Raw genomic sequence first — 19,260 nt, 5'->3', positions numbered from 1 at the left:
AATTTTGTATTAAATTTCAATTTTATACTGTTATGAGACAAGAAGATTTTTAAACGATGATTTTAAAAAAAAATAACAAAATCACCTCCTCTTTGCTCCTACTTTTACGCAATAGAAGTATAACACATTTACTTAAAACCATTCTGTTTTTCAAGCATTTCAAGGAATTTCATCTTCTAAACTTTTCCAACAGCATAATCAATTACTTTTCTTTTAGGGTTCATAAAAATTGTTGTTGGTGTAACTTTAATGTTATATTGTTTAACGATTTCTTCATTTTTAGGTTCATCAATATTTATCTCTAATGATATAACTTTTGCATCCATAGCTTACTTAACTTCATCATCAGCAAAAGCTTTACGTTTCATAATTTGATAAGGTGAACAGCATTTACCTGTAAAAAATATGATGATATTTTTTTACAGATTGATACATTGGAAAATTAAAATTACCAAGCCATAAAATCTAATAAGTAAGTTGGTTTATAAATGTTCCTGCAATCCTTTTTTCCAAAAGTAAATTCCAAAAACACAGGTAACAATTGCAAACATAATTCCGTTTTCACCAAGCCAATGTTTGGTTACTTCAATTTCTGTTGTTAACGGAGGTAGTATTTTCTGAATATATACATTGCTCACAGCATGAAAAATTACAGCAGGCCATAAGCTTTTAGATTTGAAAGTGTAGTATGTCATGATAAATGACATAGAAACAATTACGATAGTGAAGGTTGTAAATTCTAATAAGACATTGTTACTATAGTAAACTAGCAATGGCCAATGCCAAGTAGCCCAAATTGCTCCACTAAAAATGGAAACACCTGTAAAAGAAAGTACTTTTTTCAGTTCATAAATAAAGAAACCTCTCCATCCAATTTCTTCCCCTAGTGTAGTTGCTGACGCTCTGATTACTTCAACAGTTCCAAGTAATAGAATAGCAATAATTACCGAAGATGTTGCTCTTAATGTTCCTATTCCTGTCAAACCAATTTCTTTAGCCCAGTCAATAATTATTTCTTTATTAACCAGCTTTCCTAAACCAAAAATCCATATTAATATATAGGTGATGATGCTATATAAAGCTGGAATGAAATAAGACCATCTAATATATTTCCATTTGCCCAAATTCCAATGTAAAGATGAAATCTTACGACCTTTTATTTTTAAAGTAATTATTGTTGCTAGAGCTGGAGACCACATTAAACCTCCAATATATATTCTTGAAGGATATAAATTAACAATAGCATAATAGAATACAGAACTTAAAACTGTTACAATGGTCAAGAATATAAAGATCGTATTCCAAGTTGTATTTCTTTCTATGGATCTTTCTTGAATTTGTGTTTTCATGCTATTTTTGCTTTTTTACTATTTTAAAAATTCTTTTATTGATAATTTCTGATAAATTCCAGTTATATAATTTAGGATCGGTTGTGTTATAAAATGCAATAATTACAGCATCAATATTTTTATAGTATTTTGCAAAACTTTGGTAACCAGGAACCCATCCAGAATGTTCATATTGGTAAATAGAGGAATATATTTCTTGTTCTCCATCATTAAATAAATAACCATCATTTAATGCTCTAACAAAAACACCTACATCTTCTGCTGTGGCATGCATTCCATAATCGTTGGTTTTTATATCATGAGCGTATCCAATATGATAGCCACTCATTACGCTATCGATATTTACTTCTTTAAGCGAACTAAACGTGTTTTTTAAACCTAAAGGATTTAAAATTTCTTCCTTAATAAATTGAAAATTGTCATAACCTAATTCATTATCCATTATTTTATTGGTCAATAAATAATTTGTATTACAATATTCATAATCTTCACCTGGTTCAAAATTGGCAGGTTTACCTTTTATTAAAGCAAGATTTTCTTCGTAAGTTCTTATTGGATTTTCCCAAAATTTTGGAGTATCTGTAAAATTGGGAATACCACTTTTATGCTGAATCATCAATCTTAACGTAATTTTATCTGCATTTTCGATTTCTCCTGTCAGTTCTGGTAAATATTCTGCTAAAGTTTTATCCAAAGAAAGACGTCCCTGACTTACCAATTTAGTAACAGCAACTGCATCATATAGTTTGCTTATGCTGGCTATTTTAAATAAAGCATTTGGTTTGGCTGGTATATTGAACTCTCGATTATGCCAACCTGAAGCAAAACTTTGAGGAGCTTGACCTGCTTTATCAATGTAAACAATCATACCCTCAAAATTATAATCTAAAGCTTCTTTTAATTGACCTTGAACAGAATCTGGTAAGGGAAGTATCCATGCTTTAACCAAAATCCATGGAACAAAAAACATCGAGACGATAGTTCCTACTAGTAATGTAACTCTAATCATTAGTTTTGTTTGTTTTTTCTTCATGAAATTCTATTTTTGATTATCTTAATTATATGAGTTCCATTTACTGTATTCTGTCTGCAAAATAGCTTAAAAACATATTATAATGATTCTGAAAAATATACATATGCAAAGGCGTAATCGCAAACAAAAGGCAACAGAATTCTTTTACCTCTTTCTAGTAACAATTGCTTCCAATTTCTTTTCTTCATTGCAAAATATAGTCCCATTCCTGATACAAAAAATAACAGCGGAATTCTCCAAACATTTAACATCGTCATTGGTTTCCAAAGACCTTCTAAAGCTTCTTCACTTTTTATAAAGCCTATAAATAATGCCCAAGGTTGAAAAAATAATGGCTATGTAATAAATTAATAATAAACTTATGGCTATTACTCTTAGGCAATCAATATTATAGCTTCTTTCTGTTGTCATCTTATGTTGTGTTTATTGTAACATCATGGCAACAACAGGTCTTGCTTTTTGCAATTCATCAAGATCTAATGTAAAACCCATTGGTTTTAATTGCTGAATAAGCATTTCGTAAATAGGTTTCATTTGAGCGAAATCAGTCATAACTATTTCTCTAGGTGTAGCTCCAAAATTATTTCGAACAGTTTTATCTGCTTTTGCATCAATTAATAATTGTACAATTTCAATACGTCCAAAAAATGCAGCAGTATGTAAAGCTGTACCTCCATCATTATTTTTTATTGTTAAATCTGCGTCAGCATTAATCAAAGCTTTTGCGATTTCAGTTTTATTAAATGTAGCTGCAGACATTAAAGGTGTAGAACCAGACATTGCTTCTTTTTGATTAATATCAGTTCCTGCTTCAATATGTTGTTTTACTGCTTCTAGATTTCCTGTAAGTACAGCAGCATGAATATCTATACTTGGTTTGCTTACACTTTTTGTTGTTTCAGTATTGCTTGCTGAGTTTGTTTTTTTATCAGATTGTGTACAAGAAGTTAATAATAGTGTTAAGAATACTATTTGTAGCGTTATTCTGATTAAAATAATTTGAAGTGTTTTCATAATTTAAATTTGTAATGATTAATAACTTTATTTTTGTTGATACAAAGATGCAACAAGAACAAACCTTGCTGATAACCCTTATGTAGCCTTGAGTATAAAGTTTGATGACAGGTTAAAAATTATGACGCAGATCTATAAATTATGATGCAAACAACATATATTCATTAAAAAACTTTAAAATTTATACAGTTTTGGTTTAAATAAAAATTGATACATTTGATATAGCACAAACAACATGTCTAATAGCTCTTACAAAGGAAAATTTATTGAACAAGCTGAAGCGTTTATTTTAGAGAATATCTCTAATGAACAATTTGGAGTTTCAGAGTTGGCAGATCTCATGAATATGAGTCGTTCAAATTTGCTTAGAAAAATAAAAAAGCAGACAGAACTAAGTGCAAGTCAATTTATCCGTCAAATACGTCTTCAAAAAGGGATGGAATTGCTCAAAGAAACAGAACTCACTGTTTCTGAAATTTCTTATCAAGTTGGCTTTAGTAATAATTCTTATTTCACAAAATGTTTTAGAGAACATTATGGATTTTCTCCTGGAGAATCCAGAAAAGAAGTTATTGAAGACCCTAAAATTGAACCACAAATTGAACCAGAATATATTAAAGAAGAAGTTTTTGTTGAAGAGGATAAAACAAGCTTTTTAAAAAAATATAGTTTACAAGTTGCTTTGGCTACTTTTTTAATTATTGCTGTTGTTTCTTACCTATTTATTCAAAATAGTAGTCGCAATTCAGAAGTTAGTTCTAACAATTTTAAAAAGTCTATAGCTGTTTTGCCTTTTAAAAATATGAGTAGTGATTCTACAAACTTATATTTCGTAAGTGGCCTAATGGAATCTACGCTTAACAACTTACAAAAAATTGAAGATTTAAGAGTAATTAGTAGAACATCCGTAGAAAAATATAGAAAAACGGATAAAACTGTAAATGAAATTGCTGAAGAATTGAATGTTGGATTTTTGTTGGAAGGAAGTGGACAACGCATTGGAGATCAAGTTTTACTAAATATTCAATTAATTGATGCTTCTAATGACATGCCAATTTGGGCACAACAATATAATAATAAGGTTGTTGATGTATTTTCACTGCAAAATACGGTTGCCAAAAAAATTGCAGAAGCTATAAAAGCAAAAGTAACTCCAGCAGAATTGCAACAAATAAATAAAAATCCAACAGAAAATATATTGGCTTATGATTATTATTTAAAAGGATTAGAAAATCAAAATGAGCGAAGTGAAGCAGGACTAAATAAGGCCATACTGAATTTTGAAAAAGCGATAGAAGAAGATTCAAAATTCGCTAATGCCCATGCTCAGATTGCAATTTGTTACTATTATTTAGACGTCAATAAAATTGAAAAGAAATATTTAGACAAATTAAATGAATATGCAGACAATTCCTTGTTGTATGACTCTACCTCTGAATTGTCTCTGATTGCAAAGGCGCTATATTATATAAACGCAAACGAATTTAGATTAGCAATACCTTACCTAGAAAAAGCACTAGATTACAACCCAAATGCTTCTTCTGTGGTACTAATTTTATCTGATATCTATGCTAGAGTTGTTCCAGATACAAACAAGTATCTTACGTATGCATTAAAAGGAATAAAATTGAATGTAGAAGCTAACGATAGCATATCTAAAAGCTTTATCTATCTAAACTTGAGTAATGCATTAGTGCAAAATGGTTTTGCTAAAGAAGCTTCAAAATATATTGAAGAATCTTTGAAATATAATCCTAAAAATCAATATTCTACTTACTTAAAAAACTTTGTAGATTATGCTAATGACAAAGATTTAAATTCCTTGAGAAAAAAAATGTTTATTGAATGGCGAAAAGATACTACTCGTGCTGATATCACTCAAGAATTAGCCAAAACGTATTATTTTCAAGAGAATTACGAAAATGCATTGGTTTATTACGAGAAATATATTCATATACTTTCTTCTAATAAAATTGATCTGTATCCTGCAGAGAACATAAAAATTGCCTACACCTATAAAAAATCAGGATTTTCTGACAAAGCTGAAAAATACTATAATAAATATAAAGACTACTTAGAAAAAGATGAGTCAATTTACAGAGAGGCAAGTTTAGCTATGCTTTATCTTTATGAAAAAAAACCAGATAAAGCTATAGAAGCTTACAATAAATTTAGTTTACAAGATGGTTTCCAATATTGGATTTTATTGTTTCTTGAAGAAGACCCATTAGTTAAATCTCTTTCTACCCATCCTAGATATGATGAAGTTTTTCAAAAAATAAAAGAGAGCTTTTGGGAAAATCATAACCGTTTAAAAAAATCTTTAAAAGAACAAGAACTGATATAACTTATTGGATTGAAATCGTGTTATATCAGTTTTATTGAAAAAATTTCGTTGATTACAGCTTTTTAATAGGTATAACTTTTTCAAATAAATCAGTAACTACATACTGAAGTGAAGCTGGTGTAACCTCTGTGAAATATCCAAGTAAGTCTTGACTTGTAGCATATCTATCAGTCTGCATTTTAAGTTTTCCGTTTGTTGTGTTCCAATCTTCAAGAAATCGTTTTAATGCTAAATTCACATTCTTTTCTCCTATCCTTTTTTGAAGTTCATACATATTGATTGCTCCTTTTGCATAATAGACATAATCTTGATTTTCTACGAGAGCAAGAGCGGGTTCTTCTTTACTTTCTTTTTGTATACCTTCTTTATATTTATCCATTTGAAGCGCTAAAAACTGTTGCACTTTTTCTTCGGAATAATGTTGCTTTAAAACCATCATTGCTGCATATTGAGATAAGGTTTCTAAAATCATCAATTGTCCTTGCACATTCGCAGCTTCAACTTGCATTGCAAACCATTGGTGTGCTACTTCATGTGCAGTCACATAAAAAGCCATATCTACGTCTTTTTCGTCATCTATATCTAGCACAAATCCAATAGATTCTGAAAATGGAATCGTTCCAGGAAACGATTGTGCAAAAGTTGCATAACGTGGAAACTCCATAATACGTAGTTGTTGGTATTGATACCGACTAAAGTTGTTACTGTAATAATCTAATGACGCTTTCATAGATCTCATCATTCTATCGATGTTATACTCATGTCCTTTTTGATAATAAATTTCAAGGTCAACAGGTTCAGTGATCTCCTTATTGCTTGTCATCCATTTGTCTTTTTTAATTTCATAATCTGCAGAAACTATGGCGTAAAAATTAATAATTGGTGCATTTGTCTTATAATGAAAATAATTACGATTATTAGCTGTCCATTTTCTCAATAAATCTCCAGGAACCAAGGCTGTTTGATCTTTGGATGTACCAATAATCATTTCAAAATGAATCCCATCAGAATCACCACCAGATCTCGCATTCACTAATTCTTTAGGGTCATCTATGTTCGCTTTTCTAGATCTCTTTGATAAATTATGCTCTCTTCGTTCATCTTCATCTTGAAGTTCATATTTTTTATTGTAACCCAATGTTGGAAACTGTTCGTTATTGAAAAATGTACCATTGTAAACAATATTGCTATTAGAATTTCCTTGCTCAAAGCCTTTGGTTGTAAAACTTTGCTTAAAATACATTTTTACAGAATCACCAGGTTGTAAAGCGCTCTTTAGGTTGAAAATTGAATAATCAAACTTTTTGTATTGATTATTCCTCGTAAAACCACCTTCGAAAGAGATACTGTCTATAGTAACATTCTCTTCCAAAAGTTTTTGAATATGGATGGCTTTTATGTTTTCAATTGATGTGTTTTTTAACATATAATATCCTTCTACTGTGTAATCTCGTTTGGAAGGATACAGCTCTAATTGTAGGTTTACGTCAACTATTTTTGGTTGCGCTATGTATTCAAATTGTTTCAATTCTTTTTCATAAGCTACTCTGAATTCAGTAGCTTCAGAATTGCTCCAATATTCATTTAAAATATTCGTATTGTAAAATATAAACCCTCCAATTATGATAAAAGCAAAAAAAATGATGTCAGTAAATTTTATAAGCGGTCTGCTAAACTTATACTTAGCAATTTTTATTCGTTTTATTAAATTTGTTTCATTTCCTCTAACAGAAATCAAAGACCCTATAATTAAAAATAGAATTCCGAAAAGAAACCAATACAATTTGATGATTAAATAGGGTTGTAAAAAATGCCCATAACCATTCATATCTGAATAAGCGCCTAAAGAACTTCCTCCAAAAAAGTGTAAATCATGATCAAACCCCAATACAGCAATAGCTACATTGACAATACTAAATACAATCACCAAAATGATCCCTACAAACTTATTATTCACCAAAGATTGTATGAAAAATGCCAAACAAGTAAAAATGGATAATAGGGGTAGAATTTCTAAAAAGAATCCATTAAAATAGACTTGGAATTCGTAATTATAATAGCCACTTAGCGTTTGGAATACTATCCCTGAACTAATTAAAGCAAGCATTAACACTACATATATTAAATTTAATCCAATAAATTTACCAGCTAACCTTACAAAACTTGACATAGGTGTAGCATCATAAATTAAATTGAGCTTTACACCTCTTTCTTTCCAAACCAATTCTCCTGAGTAAAATACAAGGATGATGATAAAGAAAAAATAAGACGTTTCTTGAAGTTCCTCAACTATAAAATAGGTTGCAGGATAACTATCAACACCATATACTGTTCCAAGATTTACAGAATTGACTAAGATGATTATCATTCCGCAAATAACAATTCCCCAAAATGATGGTTGCTTGCAAATACTTATAAAATAAAACCACGAAAACTCTTTTAATTGTGTCCATTTAGATGGTAAACCATATTGTTTTTTAGCTTTAGGGATTTCTATATCAGTATTTTTATTGGCACTTTTAGCTACTAATTTTTGAACATGCTTTCTCTTTGATTTCTTTTCTTTAACCAGATTAAAATTGAATTTTTTATACCCATAGATTAATGCGATTACTCCTAAAACAACCCAAAATAATTTGTTATATAACAATGCACCAATAAATGGAAGTCCTTGAGTGCTTTTTTCTAAGACCGACCAAGATTTTGTAATATAACTTGTTGTTGTTAATGAAAATGGATCAAAAATAGCTTGCCAGAAATCATTAGTAATTGCTTTGGTTAACAAAAACACCACAAACAAAATAACACCCTGAGTATAAACCACTACTAAATTTCTAGTTAAAGCTCCTGTTACAAAAAACAATGCTGCACCAAAAAACAAGGTTGGTAACGTTACCATTAGAAAGGTCTTTATATAAACAAATGCATTAAAAGCCAGTTGCTCATCTGGACTAATCCAGGGCATAAATTCACCCAACATCATACCCAAAATAATTCCTGTAAATACAAACAGCAAAACAGTAAATGCTCCTAAAAATCGACCAATTAAATAATCTCTTTTTTTGATAGGTGTAGAAAATAGTAATGACTCTATCTCGTACTCAAAATCGCGCAACACAGAAACTCCCATAATCATTGAAGCCAAAATCATACATAAACCAGTAATAGCTCCCATGGTTTTGGCTATCACTATAGGTGAATTTCTTTTCAAAAGTCCCATTTCTGAACCTTGAAAAACAAAATCTACACCAATAATTGAAAACAGAAATATAAATAAGAAGAACACATAGGTGTCTGGTCGTTTAATTCGATATCGGATTTCGAACTTAAAAATTTCATACCACATAATTAAATAGATTTAGCGTTCGTAACATTGAAAATTTCTGAGAAATATACATCCTCTAATTCTGCATTAATGGCTGTAAAACCCTCTCCAGGATTCGTATCACTTACTATATGAATGGTGGGTTTTCCTAGAAATAACCGTTCACTGATCACCTGAAAGTTTTCTTTGTATACGTTTAATTCTGATTTTTCAATTGTTTTTTGATATACTTTACCCTTTAAACTTTCTAAAATCTCTAGAGGCTTTCCTTTTAAACAAACTTGCCCTTTATTGATGATTGCCATATTTGTACAAAGTTCTTTGACATCGTCAACAATATGTGTAGATAAAATAACTACCGTATTTTCACCTAATTCGCTCAATAGATTGTAAAAGCGGTTTCGTTCTACAGGATCTAATCCTGCAGTTGGTTCATCAACAATTAGTAGTTTTGGATTATTCAGTAACGCTTGAGCAATTCCAAAACGTTGTTTCATTCCGCCAGAAAACCCTTTTAAATTTTGTTTTCTGACATCATACAAATTGGTTTTATGCAAAAGTGCTTTTACCAATTCTTGACGTTCCTTTTTATTGATGACACCTTTTAATACTGCAAAATGATTTAGTAATACTTCAGTAGATATTTTTGGATACAAGCCAAATTGCTGAGGCAAATACCCTAAGACTTGTCTTAACTCATTTTTTTGTTGTAATACATTTATATCACCTAATTTTATGGAACCTTGATCTGCTTCTTGTAAAGTTGCAATGGTTCTCATTAATGTAGATTTTCCTGCCCCATTTGGCCCTAATAAACCAAACATTCCAGTAGGAATATCTAAAGAAATATTTTGAAGTGCTTTAACTCCATTAGCATATGTTTTTGATAAATTGTCAATAACGAGTTCCATAGTATTTGTTTTTTAATTGATTAGATATGCAAACCTATCCACTATTATTAGGAAGAAAAAGAATCTGGGATACACTCCAAACTAGCTGTGACACAAACACTTTTAAAGGATATAAACGAACTTTATCACTATTAAACAGCTATTTATCACTACTTAACTATTGTTTATCAACTAATTTGTTGGCCAAAGTTTATTTAAGTAATATTGGCAGATGAAGATGAAAATATCAGAAAATAGAAAGAAAATTATGAAGCGATTATTTAAAATAATGCTTGTAATTATAGGTGTCATTATTATTGTATTTAATGACACTTTTGGAAAATTAGAAGGATTTGCAGAATTTATTGCATTCTACTTTATTATCGTATTTATTACGATTGCTTATTGGATTTTTAAACAAATTAAATCAATATTTAAGTTAAGAAACGAAAAAGAAAAAACAGAATTACTGCATTTAAAAAGTCAGGTAAACCCACATTTTTTCTTCAATACATTGAACAATTTATATGGAATGATGGAGAAGAATTCCAAAGAGAGAGAAATGGTGCTTAAGCTTTCGGATATGATGCGCTATAGTATTTATGAAGGCGAAAAAGATTGGGTAACCCTTAAAAACGAATTGGATTATTTACAAAATTATATAGAGCTTCAAGAAATTCGCTATCACAAAAAGTCGGATGTACAATTCAATCATAATATCGAAAACCCTGATGCTAAAGTGATGCCTTTGCTTTTTATCATTCTATTAGAAAACGCATTTAAGCACGGTTTAGAGAATTTAGAAAAAGATGCATTCATTCATATTGATTTTTCAGAAAGTAATAATGAAGTTCAATTTGTAATTGAAAATAATTTTGAAATACAACAAACATCAAATCATAAAGGCATTGGTTTAAAAAACTTGAAACGAAGGTTAGCCTTGGTCTATCCAAAGAAACATTCACTTTCTTTGGATGTAAACAATACTATTTATAAAGTTACACTATCTTTAAAGTTGAAATGATGAAATATTTAATTATAGATGATGAACATATAGCCCATAAAATTATTATGGAATATTGTGAAATGCTTCCTCATATGCAATTACAGAAAAATTGTTATAACGCTTTAGAAGCTTTGGAGTATCTAAACACGCATCAAGTTGACTTAATCTTTTTAGATTTAAATATGCCTAAACTAAAAGGATTTGATTTTTTAAAGACGTTGACAAATCCTCCAAAAGTTATTGTAACTACTGCTTATAGTGAGTTTGCCATCGATGGTTACGAATTAAATATTGTCGATTATTTATTAAAACCATTTCGTTTTGAGCGGTTTTTAAAAGCCGTAAACAAAGTTGTTGCTTCGAATACCAAAGTAAAAAAATCAATTCCTGAAGCAAGTGAAACTCCTACAAAACGTATTTTTCTTCGTCAGAATAAATCTCATATTCAAATAGAACTTTATGCAATTTTGTATGTAGAAGCTTCTGGGAATTATACAAAAATCATAACAAAAACTGAAACCATTACAATTAGAGATAAAATATCTGATATTTTAGAATCATTACCAACAAATGATTTTATACAAGTACATAAATCTTTTGCTGTTGCTACACAATATATCAATAAGATTGATGGAAATAGAATACATATTCAAGATCATATCATTCCCATTGGTAAACTATATAAAGCCAATCTTCATAAGATTTTGAATTAAAATTCTTTTAGCTTACATATCATTTAAACATTAACTGCTAGCAGCTGTGGTTGCTGCTATTGATGCTGACATCATAACAACAATCATCGCTGTAATTTGTGTATGAATTTCTTTAATAGTAGTACTTAACATATTGTTTTCAGTATCAGAAATAATAGCTTTAATATTCTTTTTGCACTTCTTGTAACGTTCTTTTCCATAAACAATTCTATCCATATTGCAAGTATTAATTAGACTTACTAGCATTAGTTCCTCTAGAATAGGTTTTTTATGAAGCTCTACAATTTCATATAATCTTTTTCGTAAAGTATTTTCTGGTTTTGCATTTACGGTTGGGAATTTATCATTGTTAAATACCCATAAAAATTTCTGTTCTCTTTTTGATAATATCCCTTTAGTTATTAACTTATCCAGAGCATCTTTTCTAATTTCTCTCTCTTTGTTTCCAAATTTTTGAATCCAATATTTTAGAGAGCGTTCTTTATTTGTATTTTTTAAAATATCTAAATAGGTATTTAAAAAAGCATCATCAATTCTTTTAGCGTTATTTACAACTACTTTTTTGTCAACTATAGAGATACACTCTCTTAATGAAAGTTCTAAAAATATTGCTCCAGAAAGTCCATAGGTTAATGCAAAAGGCCCTGAATTAAATTTTCCTTTTTCATCATCTAATGCTAGTAGCAGGTATTTATCTATCAAATTTAAATCAGTCATAACTTAAGTTGTTTACTATATTAGTAGTCAAGAATTAAAAAATGTTACACCTAAACCTTTTTTTAAATTATATCTTCTGTTTTAATTCCAGGAATAATTCGTTATTTAGTCTTGGAATTCCAAATAGGTAAAGAAATAGAACTATTTCCTGTAAAAGTGATGTTCAAAGGAATTTCAGCATCTTTCATACTTTCAATATTCACATCCTTTCCAGTACCATAATTTATTTGTGCATTGTTGTTTTTATTGACATTAACCACAACTACAATGCGACTTCCTTTCTCTAATTTTTTACTGATGAGTTTCGAATTACTGAATGATACTTGATTCTTTTGATTAGGAACCAGTAAATTTCTTTGTTCTCTATTTTTAGCATAACTCGCTCTACCAATATAATAGCTTAAATGAAAGTAGTTGCCTTCTGGTGTTAATTGATAAAGAATTACAGAATAATCCACATCTTTTTTATTTATGGAAAATTCAAGATTCCCTAAAAATGAACCATTGATGATAACATCTTCTTTTAAAGTTTCAGATTTAAAAATCAACCCATCATTTACATTGATTTGATCACGTTTTAGAGGCCAAGGATAATAGTCTGTATTATTCATCGTTTTTCTGTCTTTAAAATCAACAGACATAGAAATCTTTGAATTATTTACTTTTGGTTTTAAAGCATAAAAATCATTGGTTTTATCAGAACTTAAATGAAACTGCAAAGTGTCATTTGACATGGCACTTAAACTAGGTTTATGCATCCAAGTATTGGTGCCCATTACTTGAAAGTTTACTTTATCTTTTAAAATTCTGGGCTTTGCTTTTCCGTTTAAAACATAATCAAACCATTGATAAAGAAGACCTTCTTCAATATTCAGTAAAGCAACTTTGTCTAGTTTGTAATTTCTTAGACTTTCTTCTGGCTTAGTTTGGGCAGTCCAATGATCATAAGGACCAACTAACAAATAATGATTTGGATTTTTAACGTATTTGTGATGTTCATTAAAATAATAGATGGCTCCTCTTTGTGAGTCATCATAATACCCAGTAATGGTTAAAATAGGGATGTCAATTTTAGCAAATTCTTGTTTGTACGGAATCATTTTTTTCCAAAAATCATCATAACTTGGGTGTTGCATATACGTATTCCATAATTTGTTTGCTTGACCATCTAAACTATCTAATTTGTTAAATGCGACTCCTGTTTTGTACCAGGTGTTTTTTAAGGAATTCCAACGATTAAAATCATTAGAAGCTTCAACATCTAAAAATTTGTTATTGGTTACATAAAAATTCCAAGAATACGAATAATTGTGCAACACATTATTTTCCATTGGGTAATCGAATCCTGGAGCAATAGCCACCATAGGAACTATTGTTTTTAAAGCAGGATGCACTTTATGTTTCATAGAAGCCCATTGTGTAAAGCCATTATAACTCCCACCAAACATGGCTACTTTTTGATTAGACCACGATTGTTTACTAATCCAATTAATCACTTCATACACATCTGTATGTTCATATTCCAAAGGTTTTATTTCGCTCTTACTCAATCTTTTTCCTCTTGTATTGGCAATCACACCTACATAACCTTTAGATGCTGATAACATAGCACTCACCTCATTGGTTCCTGCATATATGGATGAAACTAATATTGCCGATTTTTTACTTGACGATTTTCCTTTTCGTTTTACAACCACCATTGATACCTCTGCACCATCTTTCAAAGGAATTACAATACGATCATTTATGGCATATCTACGTTTATGATCTTGTTTTATTTCTTCAAAATAAATTGCTCTCGTTGATGAAAATACGGTACTTAAAAAATATTTTTTTACTAAATCTTTAGCTGTTTCATGTGATATTTTTTCTGATTTAATATTGTTATACGTATTTTTAAAATTGCTCACATAATAATCAGTAGGATCTCTAATGATTAAGGCCTTATCTAAATTAATCACTTGAATGTCATCAGATTTTTTTACATAATTTCTATAAGATTTTTTAAACTCTTCTTTAAAGTTTTTAGACAGCTTTAGCTTTGCTTCTACATAATGCCTATATACATCTAAATACTGTCTTTGATCTGCAGGTGTTTTTTGAATTCTGTTTTTGATGGTAATTAATGCCTCTTTATAATTACCTCTTATTAATTGAAACTTAAATACATCTAATTCAGACAGGTTTTCTGTATCACAAAATTCTGCTATTTGCTTCATTTGTTCCGCAATAGCAACTGAATCTGATAAAGCAATTTTATTAAATGATATTTCTTGACCAAATGAAGTAATACTATTTGCTATAAGAAATAATATTAGAACTGATTTTTTCATTATATTTTGTTTAAAAATGAGAACAAATCTTATTGTTTCTTATTCGTGTTTGTATATTCAATTAACTCTTCATTATACACAAAATCATCTTGAGTTTGTGTTAACTTGATAAAGTTTTTCACTTCTGGTGCATATAACCATACTTCATCTGTTCTTGCACTATATCCTCTGGAATTGGATATTGTTCCTTTATACTCAATGGTATATGCCATAAATGTTCCTGCTCCTACTTTTTCTTCTTTGTAAGATAAAACTTCTACTTCTTGACTTTGTTTTCCTGTTGTTCCATCTTGACTTGTCCAGTTCTTCTCGTATTTCCACTTTTTACCAACTTTTAAAGGCCATTTGTATCTTGGAGTTTCACTTTCATCAGGCTTTACCATATCTGAAACTGGAATTGTATCATTTCCAACTGTCATACCTAAACCATAAGGCATATTAACTGTTTTTCTTACATCTTTACCATCTGAACGTACCTCTCCTTTGTCTGTCACTCCCTTATATTTCCAAACCCATTTTTCTCCAACTGTGTAGTCTTTTAAGGTTGGTTGTTTTGCTTCAACTGCTGACTCTTTATCACAAGCAAATAATCCAATAAATACGATTAAGTATAAAAATTTAAGTATGATTTGTTTTTTTCTAAGGTAATTCATGATGTGTTTTTTAATTAATTACAATACAAAGTAAAGATGTTTGTAACCAATATTAAAGAGAAAGTACAGGAGCGTAAATAAATGTAAATGAACGTTAAAATAAATGATATTTTTTATAAACTATTCCAGTTTTTAAACTTAACAGATTGCCTGCTAGATACTTCTACTTTTTCTCCAGTAGTTAATATAATTTGGAGTTTATTATTAAAGTAGGGATGAATCTCTTTAATGTAATGTATGTTAATCATTTGACTTCTATTCACCCTAAAAAAGACTTTAGGATCTAATTTCTCTGCTAATAAATTTAATGAGCGTTTAATCATAGCTTTATCTGAACCAAAATACAAACGTGCATAGTTTTCTAAAGACTCAATAAAATGGACCTCTGTTAAGGGGATGAAATGACATTTTTCGCCATCTTTGATAAAGATTTTTTGATGCATGGGTAAAATTGTAGACTCTAATTGTACTCTTTTAGACAATTCTACTTTTACTTTTTCTATAGTTTTAGAAAAACGTTCGTCTCTTAAAGGTTTCACTAAATAATCTAACGCATTCATCTCAAAAGCTTTTACAGCATATTGGTCATAAGCTGTAGTAAAAACAACATCTGGTACGTTTGTTAATTCCTCTAACAAGTCAAACCCAGATTTACCTGGCATATGAATATCTAAGAACAAAATATCTGGTTGTAAGTCTTCAATTAATTCTATGGCTTCATCTGCATGACTTGCTTCCCCAATAATTTCAAATTCTTTATGTTTGTGTAGTGCACGTTTTACTTCTTCTCTAGCCAAACGTTCATCATCAATAATTATGGTTTTAAATATTTTCATCAGCTATAAAAGGTATTGTTATTTTTGCTTCAACTTCTTCTTTATTTGTTTGAGTTAAACTAAAAGTAGCTTTGTTTTTATATTGAATTGTTAATCTCTTTTGCAAATTTTTTAAGCCCAAACCTGCCCTTTTTGTATCATCAATACTTCCTGGGTTTTTAACTATGATTTCAATGGAATCGTGTTTCTTTTTTATAACAAGGCTTATAGTTCCTCCTTTAACGATTAAATCAATTCCATGTTTAATTGCGTTTTCGACCAATAACTGAATACTTAAAGTAGGTATTTTAAAATTGTGTACTATTTTATCTACAGAAATTTCTAAATGCAATCGTTCTTCAAAACGCATTTTCTCTAATTCGATATAATCTTTCACTAAAGACAACTCCTCCTTAATGGTAATTAAACCTTTATCTTTTTCATATAGGGATGAACGTAATAAATCTGACAACAAATCAATAGATCTTCTAGCTGTATCTGGGTTTTCAATGACTAAAGATTTTATTGAGTTTAATGAATTAAACAAAAAATGAGGATTCAATTGCGCTGATAAGTTATCTAATTGTGCTTGTTTAGCGATTAAAGATAATTGCGCATTTTCTTTAGCAGTAACCACTTCTTTTTGATAATAATGATACAAGTGATAGGCTAATACCCAAATTGACATTAAACGAAGTCCCGTGAGTAAAATCGGATCCCAATACATAATTGACTCTAAAAAATCAACATTCTTTATCACAAAAAAGGTTCTGAAAACAATCCATTTTAAATTGTTTATGAGTACATATAAAATTGCTAGTAAAAGTATGCTAGGAATTACTCTTACTATTAATTGTTTTATTGGTAATTTACTCCATTCAGCTCTCAAAGCATAGACTCTATACATATGCGTGAGAAATACTCCAATGGCGATATCTAATACATAATTTAACAATGTGTAAAAAAAACCATAATTATCTCTTGTATAAACTGTGTACGCCCAATAAATTGATACTAGACTCCAACCTATGAATTGGCATTTCCAGTATAAGTGTATTTTTGATAAATTTTTATTTAGATGCAAACTCATAATAGATTACAAAGCAACGTAATTTGCCTTAAAATAGGAAAAATAAATACATGAACGTAAATATGAAGTGATTAACGTGTATATTTTAAGAACTTGATGTATAAACGAATATTGAAATCTAGTGGGCCAATTAATAATATAAAAATTGTGTAGTCGGTTTATTTTTCTTGTCCTACTTTAATTGCAATCTACATTTGCTGTTTGATATGTTGACAATTTTAAATTTGGAATCTCTTGCCCATTTGCAATTTTAATACAAGTTAATGTTGGGTTTCTATCTACTCTAACATCAATAAGATTTGGTAAATTACTGATATCAAATTGTGTCAATAAATTACTTGAACCATAGATATACTCTAAGTTTACGTTATTGTCTAAGTTTATGGTTTGTACTTTGTTAGCAGAAAAAACCAACACTTTAAGTAATGGACTATCACTAAAATCTAAGTCTGCTATTTGATTTAAGTTTAGAACTGCACTTTCTAATTTTGGAGCATTTGCTATTTCTAAAGATGTTAAATCGTTATGATCGATGAGAAAATTTTTCACATTATCATTATCCAATGTAAATTCTGTAAAATAGTTCCAAGATAAACTTAACCATGTTAAATTTTTGGCTTTTTCTAAGCCTTCAACTTTTGTTAATCTATTAGAAGTTAAACTAATTGTATCTAATAAAATGTTGTTACTTACATCTAATGTTTTTAAATTATTTGCATCTGCTTCAAGTCTCTTTAAATTAACAAATGCTTCAATACCATCTAATGTATTTATATTTGCTCCATTTAGAAATAATTTTGTCACTTTTTCAGCATCACTTTTTAACATTTGCTGGTTTATAATTCCATCAGAATCTATACCTTCTGAAATTAACAATTCTTCAAAATTTACATCTGTTATGGTTACAAATTCTAACATAGGGTCTAAATCATCATTTTGTTTAGAGCAAGAACCAATTGCCATCATTGCAATTGCTATATAAAATATCTTTGTTTTCATTTTTTATCTAATAAGTTTATTGCTTTAACACCAAGTCTTCAATTAGTTTAAAATTTTTGTTGCTTGGAACATGTTTTGAACCTTCTAGTAAAACTATTTCATTAAGTGATGAGAAAATTCGTTTGGCTCTTTTTATCATTTTTCTACCCGGAAACATAATGTCTTTTTCAGCTGCTATAATCGTCAATGGTGTTGTTATATTTTTTGCTGATTGTTTAGAGATGATTGGTAAAGGAGAAAAATCCATATTACAGTTTTGAAAAGTTGTCCCCATAAATTGGAGGGCAAAATCATCGGCCTCACTAAAAAGAACGTTTATTACTTTTTTTAGATAGTTGTCATTGTTTGTTTTTATAAACTTCTTCAAAGGAATAAACATTTTGAACAACCCTTTAAAAGGGTTACCATTTACAATGTAAACTGGTGCAATTAAATATGCTTTTTTAATATAGGTTTCTTTGAACTCCAATGTCTTTAAAGAAATAAAACCCCCAAAAGAAAACCCAACTAAAGTAACTTCTGTAAGCCTTAAAGTTTCTAAAAGTTCTGTAATCCATTTTCCATAATCTAGAGACTTCATATCCAATCGATTTTCTGCACTTTTATTCGGTTGTGCTAATACATCAACTGTATAGACACAATATTTTGAAGATAAATTCGGAAATGATTCTAAAATTAATGGAGCACAACCTCCTGTACCATGAATCAGCAGTAAAGGCGGATTTTTAGTATTGCCAGTAATAATGATATTTGTAACTCCGAAAGTAGTTTCTATCAATTTTTCTGAATATTCGATATTCAGTTCATCTAGCTTCTGATTGTAAAGCGCTAAGATTTTTTCTTTTCCTTCTTTTGATTTGTAAAACATATATTTTTTCTGTTTTGATTGATGATCTAATGAGTTCATACATGTACTCGTGTAAATAGAAACAAGATTTCTATAAATAGGTTTGTAATTTTTTAACTTGATTTTTTA

General features: G+C 29.4%; 16 protein-coding genes. 3 read left to right on the top strand and 13 right to left on the bottom strand.

Annotation, left to right across the window (positions count from 1 at the left end):
- Positions 1 to 176: 176 nt before the first annotated feature.
- The 4 genes from ACW9UN_RS00455 to ACW9UN_RS00440 all read right to left on the bottom strand — a co-directional run bounded on the left by ACW9UN_RS00455 (position 177) and on the right by ACW9UN_RS00440 (position 3,396).
- Positions 177 to 326 (bottom strand): thioredoxin domain-containing protein, encoded by a 150-nt coding sequence (locus ACW9UN_RS00455; RefSeq protein WP_459483024.1) that lies wholly within the window; start codon positions 324 to 326, stop codon positions 177 to 179.
- A 156-nt stretch (positions 327 to 482) separates the two neighbouring features.
- Positions 483 to 1,349: a CPBP family intramembrane glutamic endopeptidase gene (locus ACW9UN_RS00450; protein WP_459483023.1), complete on the bottom strand. Its 867-nt coding sequence runs from the start codon at positions 1,347 to 1,349 to the stop codon at positions 483 to 485.
- Between the two features lies 1 nt (position 1,350).
- Positions 1,351 to 2,382, bottom strand: coding sequence for a serine hydrolase domain-containing protein (locus ACW9UN_RS00445; protein WP_459483022.1), 1,032 nt, complete (start codon positions 2,380 to 2,382; stop codon positions 1,351 to 1,353).
- Between the two features lie 423 nt (positions 2,383 to 2,805).
- The gene (locus ACW9UN_RS00440) at positions 2,806 to 3,396 is read right to left on the bottom strand and encodes an ankyrin repeat domain-containing protein (RefSeq protein ID WP_459483021.1); all 591 of its coding nucleotides are present in this window, start codon (positions 3,394 to 3,396) and stop codon (positions 2,806 to 2,808) included.
- 235 nt (positions 3,397 to 3,631) lie between these two features.
- Between ACW9UN_RS00440 and ACW9UN_RS00435 the strand changes: the two genes are divergently transcribed.
- Complete coding sequence (locus tag ACW9UN_RS00435) at positions 3,632 to 5,743, top strand: helix-turn-helix domain-containing protein (protein WP_459483020.1); 2,112 nt, start codon at positions 3,632 to 3,634, stop codon at positions 5,741 to 5,743.
- Positions 5,744 to 5,795: 52 nt separating this feature from the next.
- On the opposite strand, the gene ACW9UN_RS00430 is transcribed toward ACW9UN_RS00435, so the two are convergent.
- Both ACW9UN_RS00430 and ACW9UN_RS00425 read right to left on the bottom strand, forming a co-directional pair.
- Positions 5,796 to 9,089 carry an ABC transporter permease/M1 family aminopeptidase gene (locus ACW9UN_RS00430; RefSeq protein WP_459483019.1) on the bottom strand — a complete coding sequence of 1,098 codons (3,294 nt, stop codon included), beginning with the start codon at positions 9,087 to 9,089 and terminating at the stop codon, positions 5,796 to 5,798.
- Between the two features lie 2 nt (positions 9,090 to 9,091).
- Positions 9,092 to 9,979 (bottom strand): ABC transporter ATP-binding protein, encoded by an 888-nt coding sequence (locus ACW9UN_RS00425; protein ID WP_459483018.1) that lies wholly within the window; start codon positions 9,977 to 9,979, stop codon positions 9,092 to 9,094.
- A 268-nt stretch (positions 9,980 to 10,247) separates the two neighbouring features.
- Between ACW9UN_RS00425 and ACW9UN_RS00420 the strand changes: the two genes are divergently transcribed.
- Complete coding sequence (locus ACW9UN_RS00420; protein ID WP_459483017.1) at positions 10,248 to 10,982, top strand: sensor histidine kinase; 735 nt, start codon at positions 10,248 to 10,250, stop codon at positions 10,980 to 10,982.
- Positions 10,982 to 11,677: a LytR/AlgR family response regulator transcription factor gene (locus ACW9UN_RS00415; RefSeq protein WP_459483016.1), complete on the top strand. Its 696-nt coding sequence runs from the start codon at positions 10,982 to 10,984 to the stop codon at positions 11,675 to 11,677. The genes ACW9UN_RS00420 and ACW9UN_RS00415 overlap by 1 nt, the downstream gene beginning before the upstream one ends.
- A gap of 30 nt (positions 11,678 to 11,707) precedes the next feature.
- On the opposite strand, the gene ACW9UN_RS00410 is transcribed toward ACW9UN_RS00415, so the two are convergent.
- From ACW9UN_RS00410 to ACW9UN_RS00380, 7 genes are all read right to left on the bottom strand, one after another.
- Positions 11,708 to 12,394, bottom strand: a complete 687-nt coding sequence (locus ACW9UN_RS00410; protein ID WP_459483015.1) for a GOLPH3/VPS74 family protein — start codon at positions 12,392 to 12,394, stop codon at positions 11,708 to 11,710.
- Positions 12,395 to 12,495: 101 nt separating this feature from the next.
- Positions 12,496 to 14,727 carry a CocE/NonD family hydrolase gene (locus ACW9UN_RS00405; RefSeq protein WP_459483014.1) on the bottom strand — a complete coding sequence of 744 codons (2,232 nt, stop codon included), beginning with the start codon at positions 14,725 to 14,727 and terminating at the stop codon, positions 12,496 to 12,498.
- A gap of 29 nt (positions 14,728 to 14,756) precedes the next feature.
- Positions 14,757 to 15,380 (bottom strand): hypothetical protein, encoded by a 624-nt coding sequence (locus ACW9UN_RS00400; RefSeq protein ID WP_459483013.1) that lies wholly within the window; start codon positions 15,378 to 15,380, stop codon positions 14,757 to 14,759.
- 113 nt (positions 15,381 to 15,493) lie between these two features.
- The gene (locus ACW9UN_RS00395) at positions 15,494 to 16,216 is read right to left on the bottom strand and encodes a LytR/AlgR family response regulator transcription factor (protein WP_459483012.1); all 723 of its coding nucleotides are present in this window, start codon (positions 16,214 to 16,216) and stop codon (positions 15,494 to 15,496) included.
- On the bottom strand, positions 16,203 to 17,285 hold the full coding sequence (locus tag ACW9UN_RS00390; protein ID WP_459483011.1) for a sensor histidine kinase: 1,083 nt from the start codon (positions 17,283 to 17,285) through the stop codon (positions 16,203 to 16,205). Before ACW9UN_RS00390 ends, ACW9UN_RS00395 begins: the two co-directional genes overlap by 14 nt.
- Positions 17,286 to 17,462: 177 nt before the next feature.
- Positions 17,463 to 18,284: a leucine-rich repeat domain-containing protein gene (locus tag ACW9UN_RS00385; RefSeq protein ID WP_459483010.1), complete on the bottom strand. Its 822-nt coding sequence runs from the start codon at positions 18,282 to 18,284 to the stop codon at positions 17,463 to 17,465.
- Positions 18,285 to 18,300: 16 nt separating this feature from the next.
- Complete coding sequence (locus tag ACW9UN_RS00380; RefSeq protein ID WP_459483009.1) at positions 18,301 to 19,191, bottom strand: alpha/beta fold hydrolase; 891 nt, start codon at positions 19,189 to 19,191, stop codon at positions 18,301 to 18,303.
- Positions 19,192 to 19,260 lie beyond the last annotated feature (69 nt).

The organism is Polaribacter litoreus (assembly GCF_054584775.1).
This window is presented reverse-complemented; position numbering and strand designations above follow the sequence as displayed.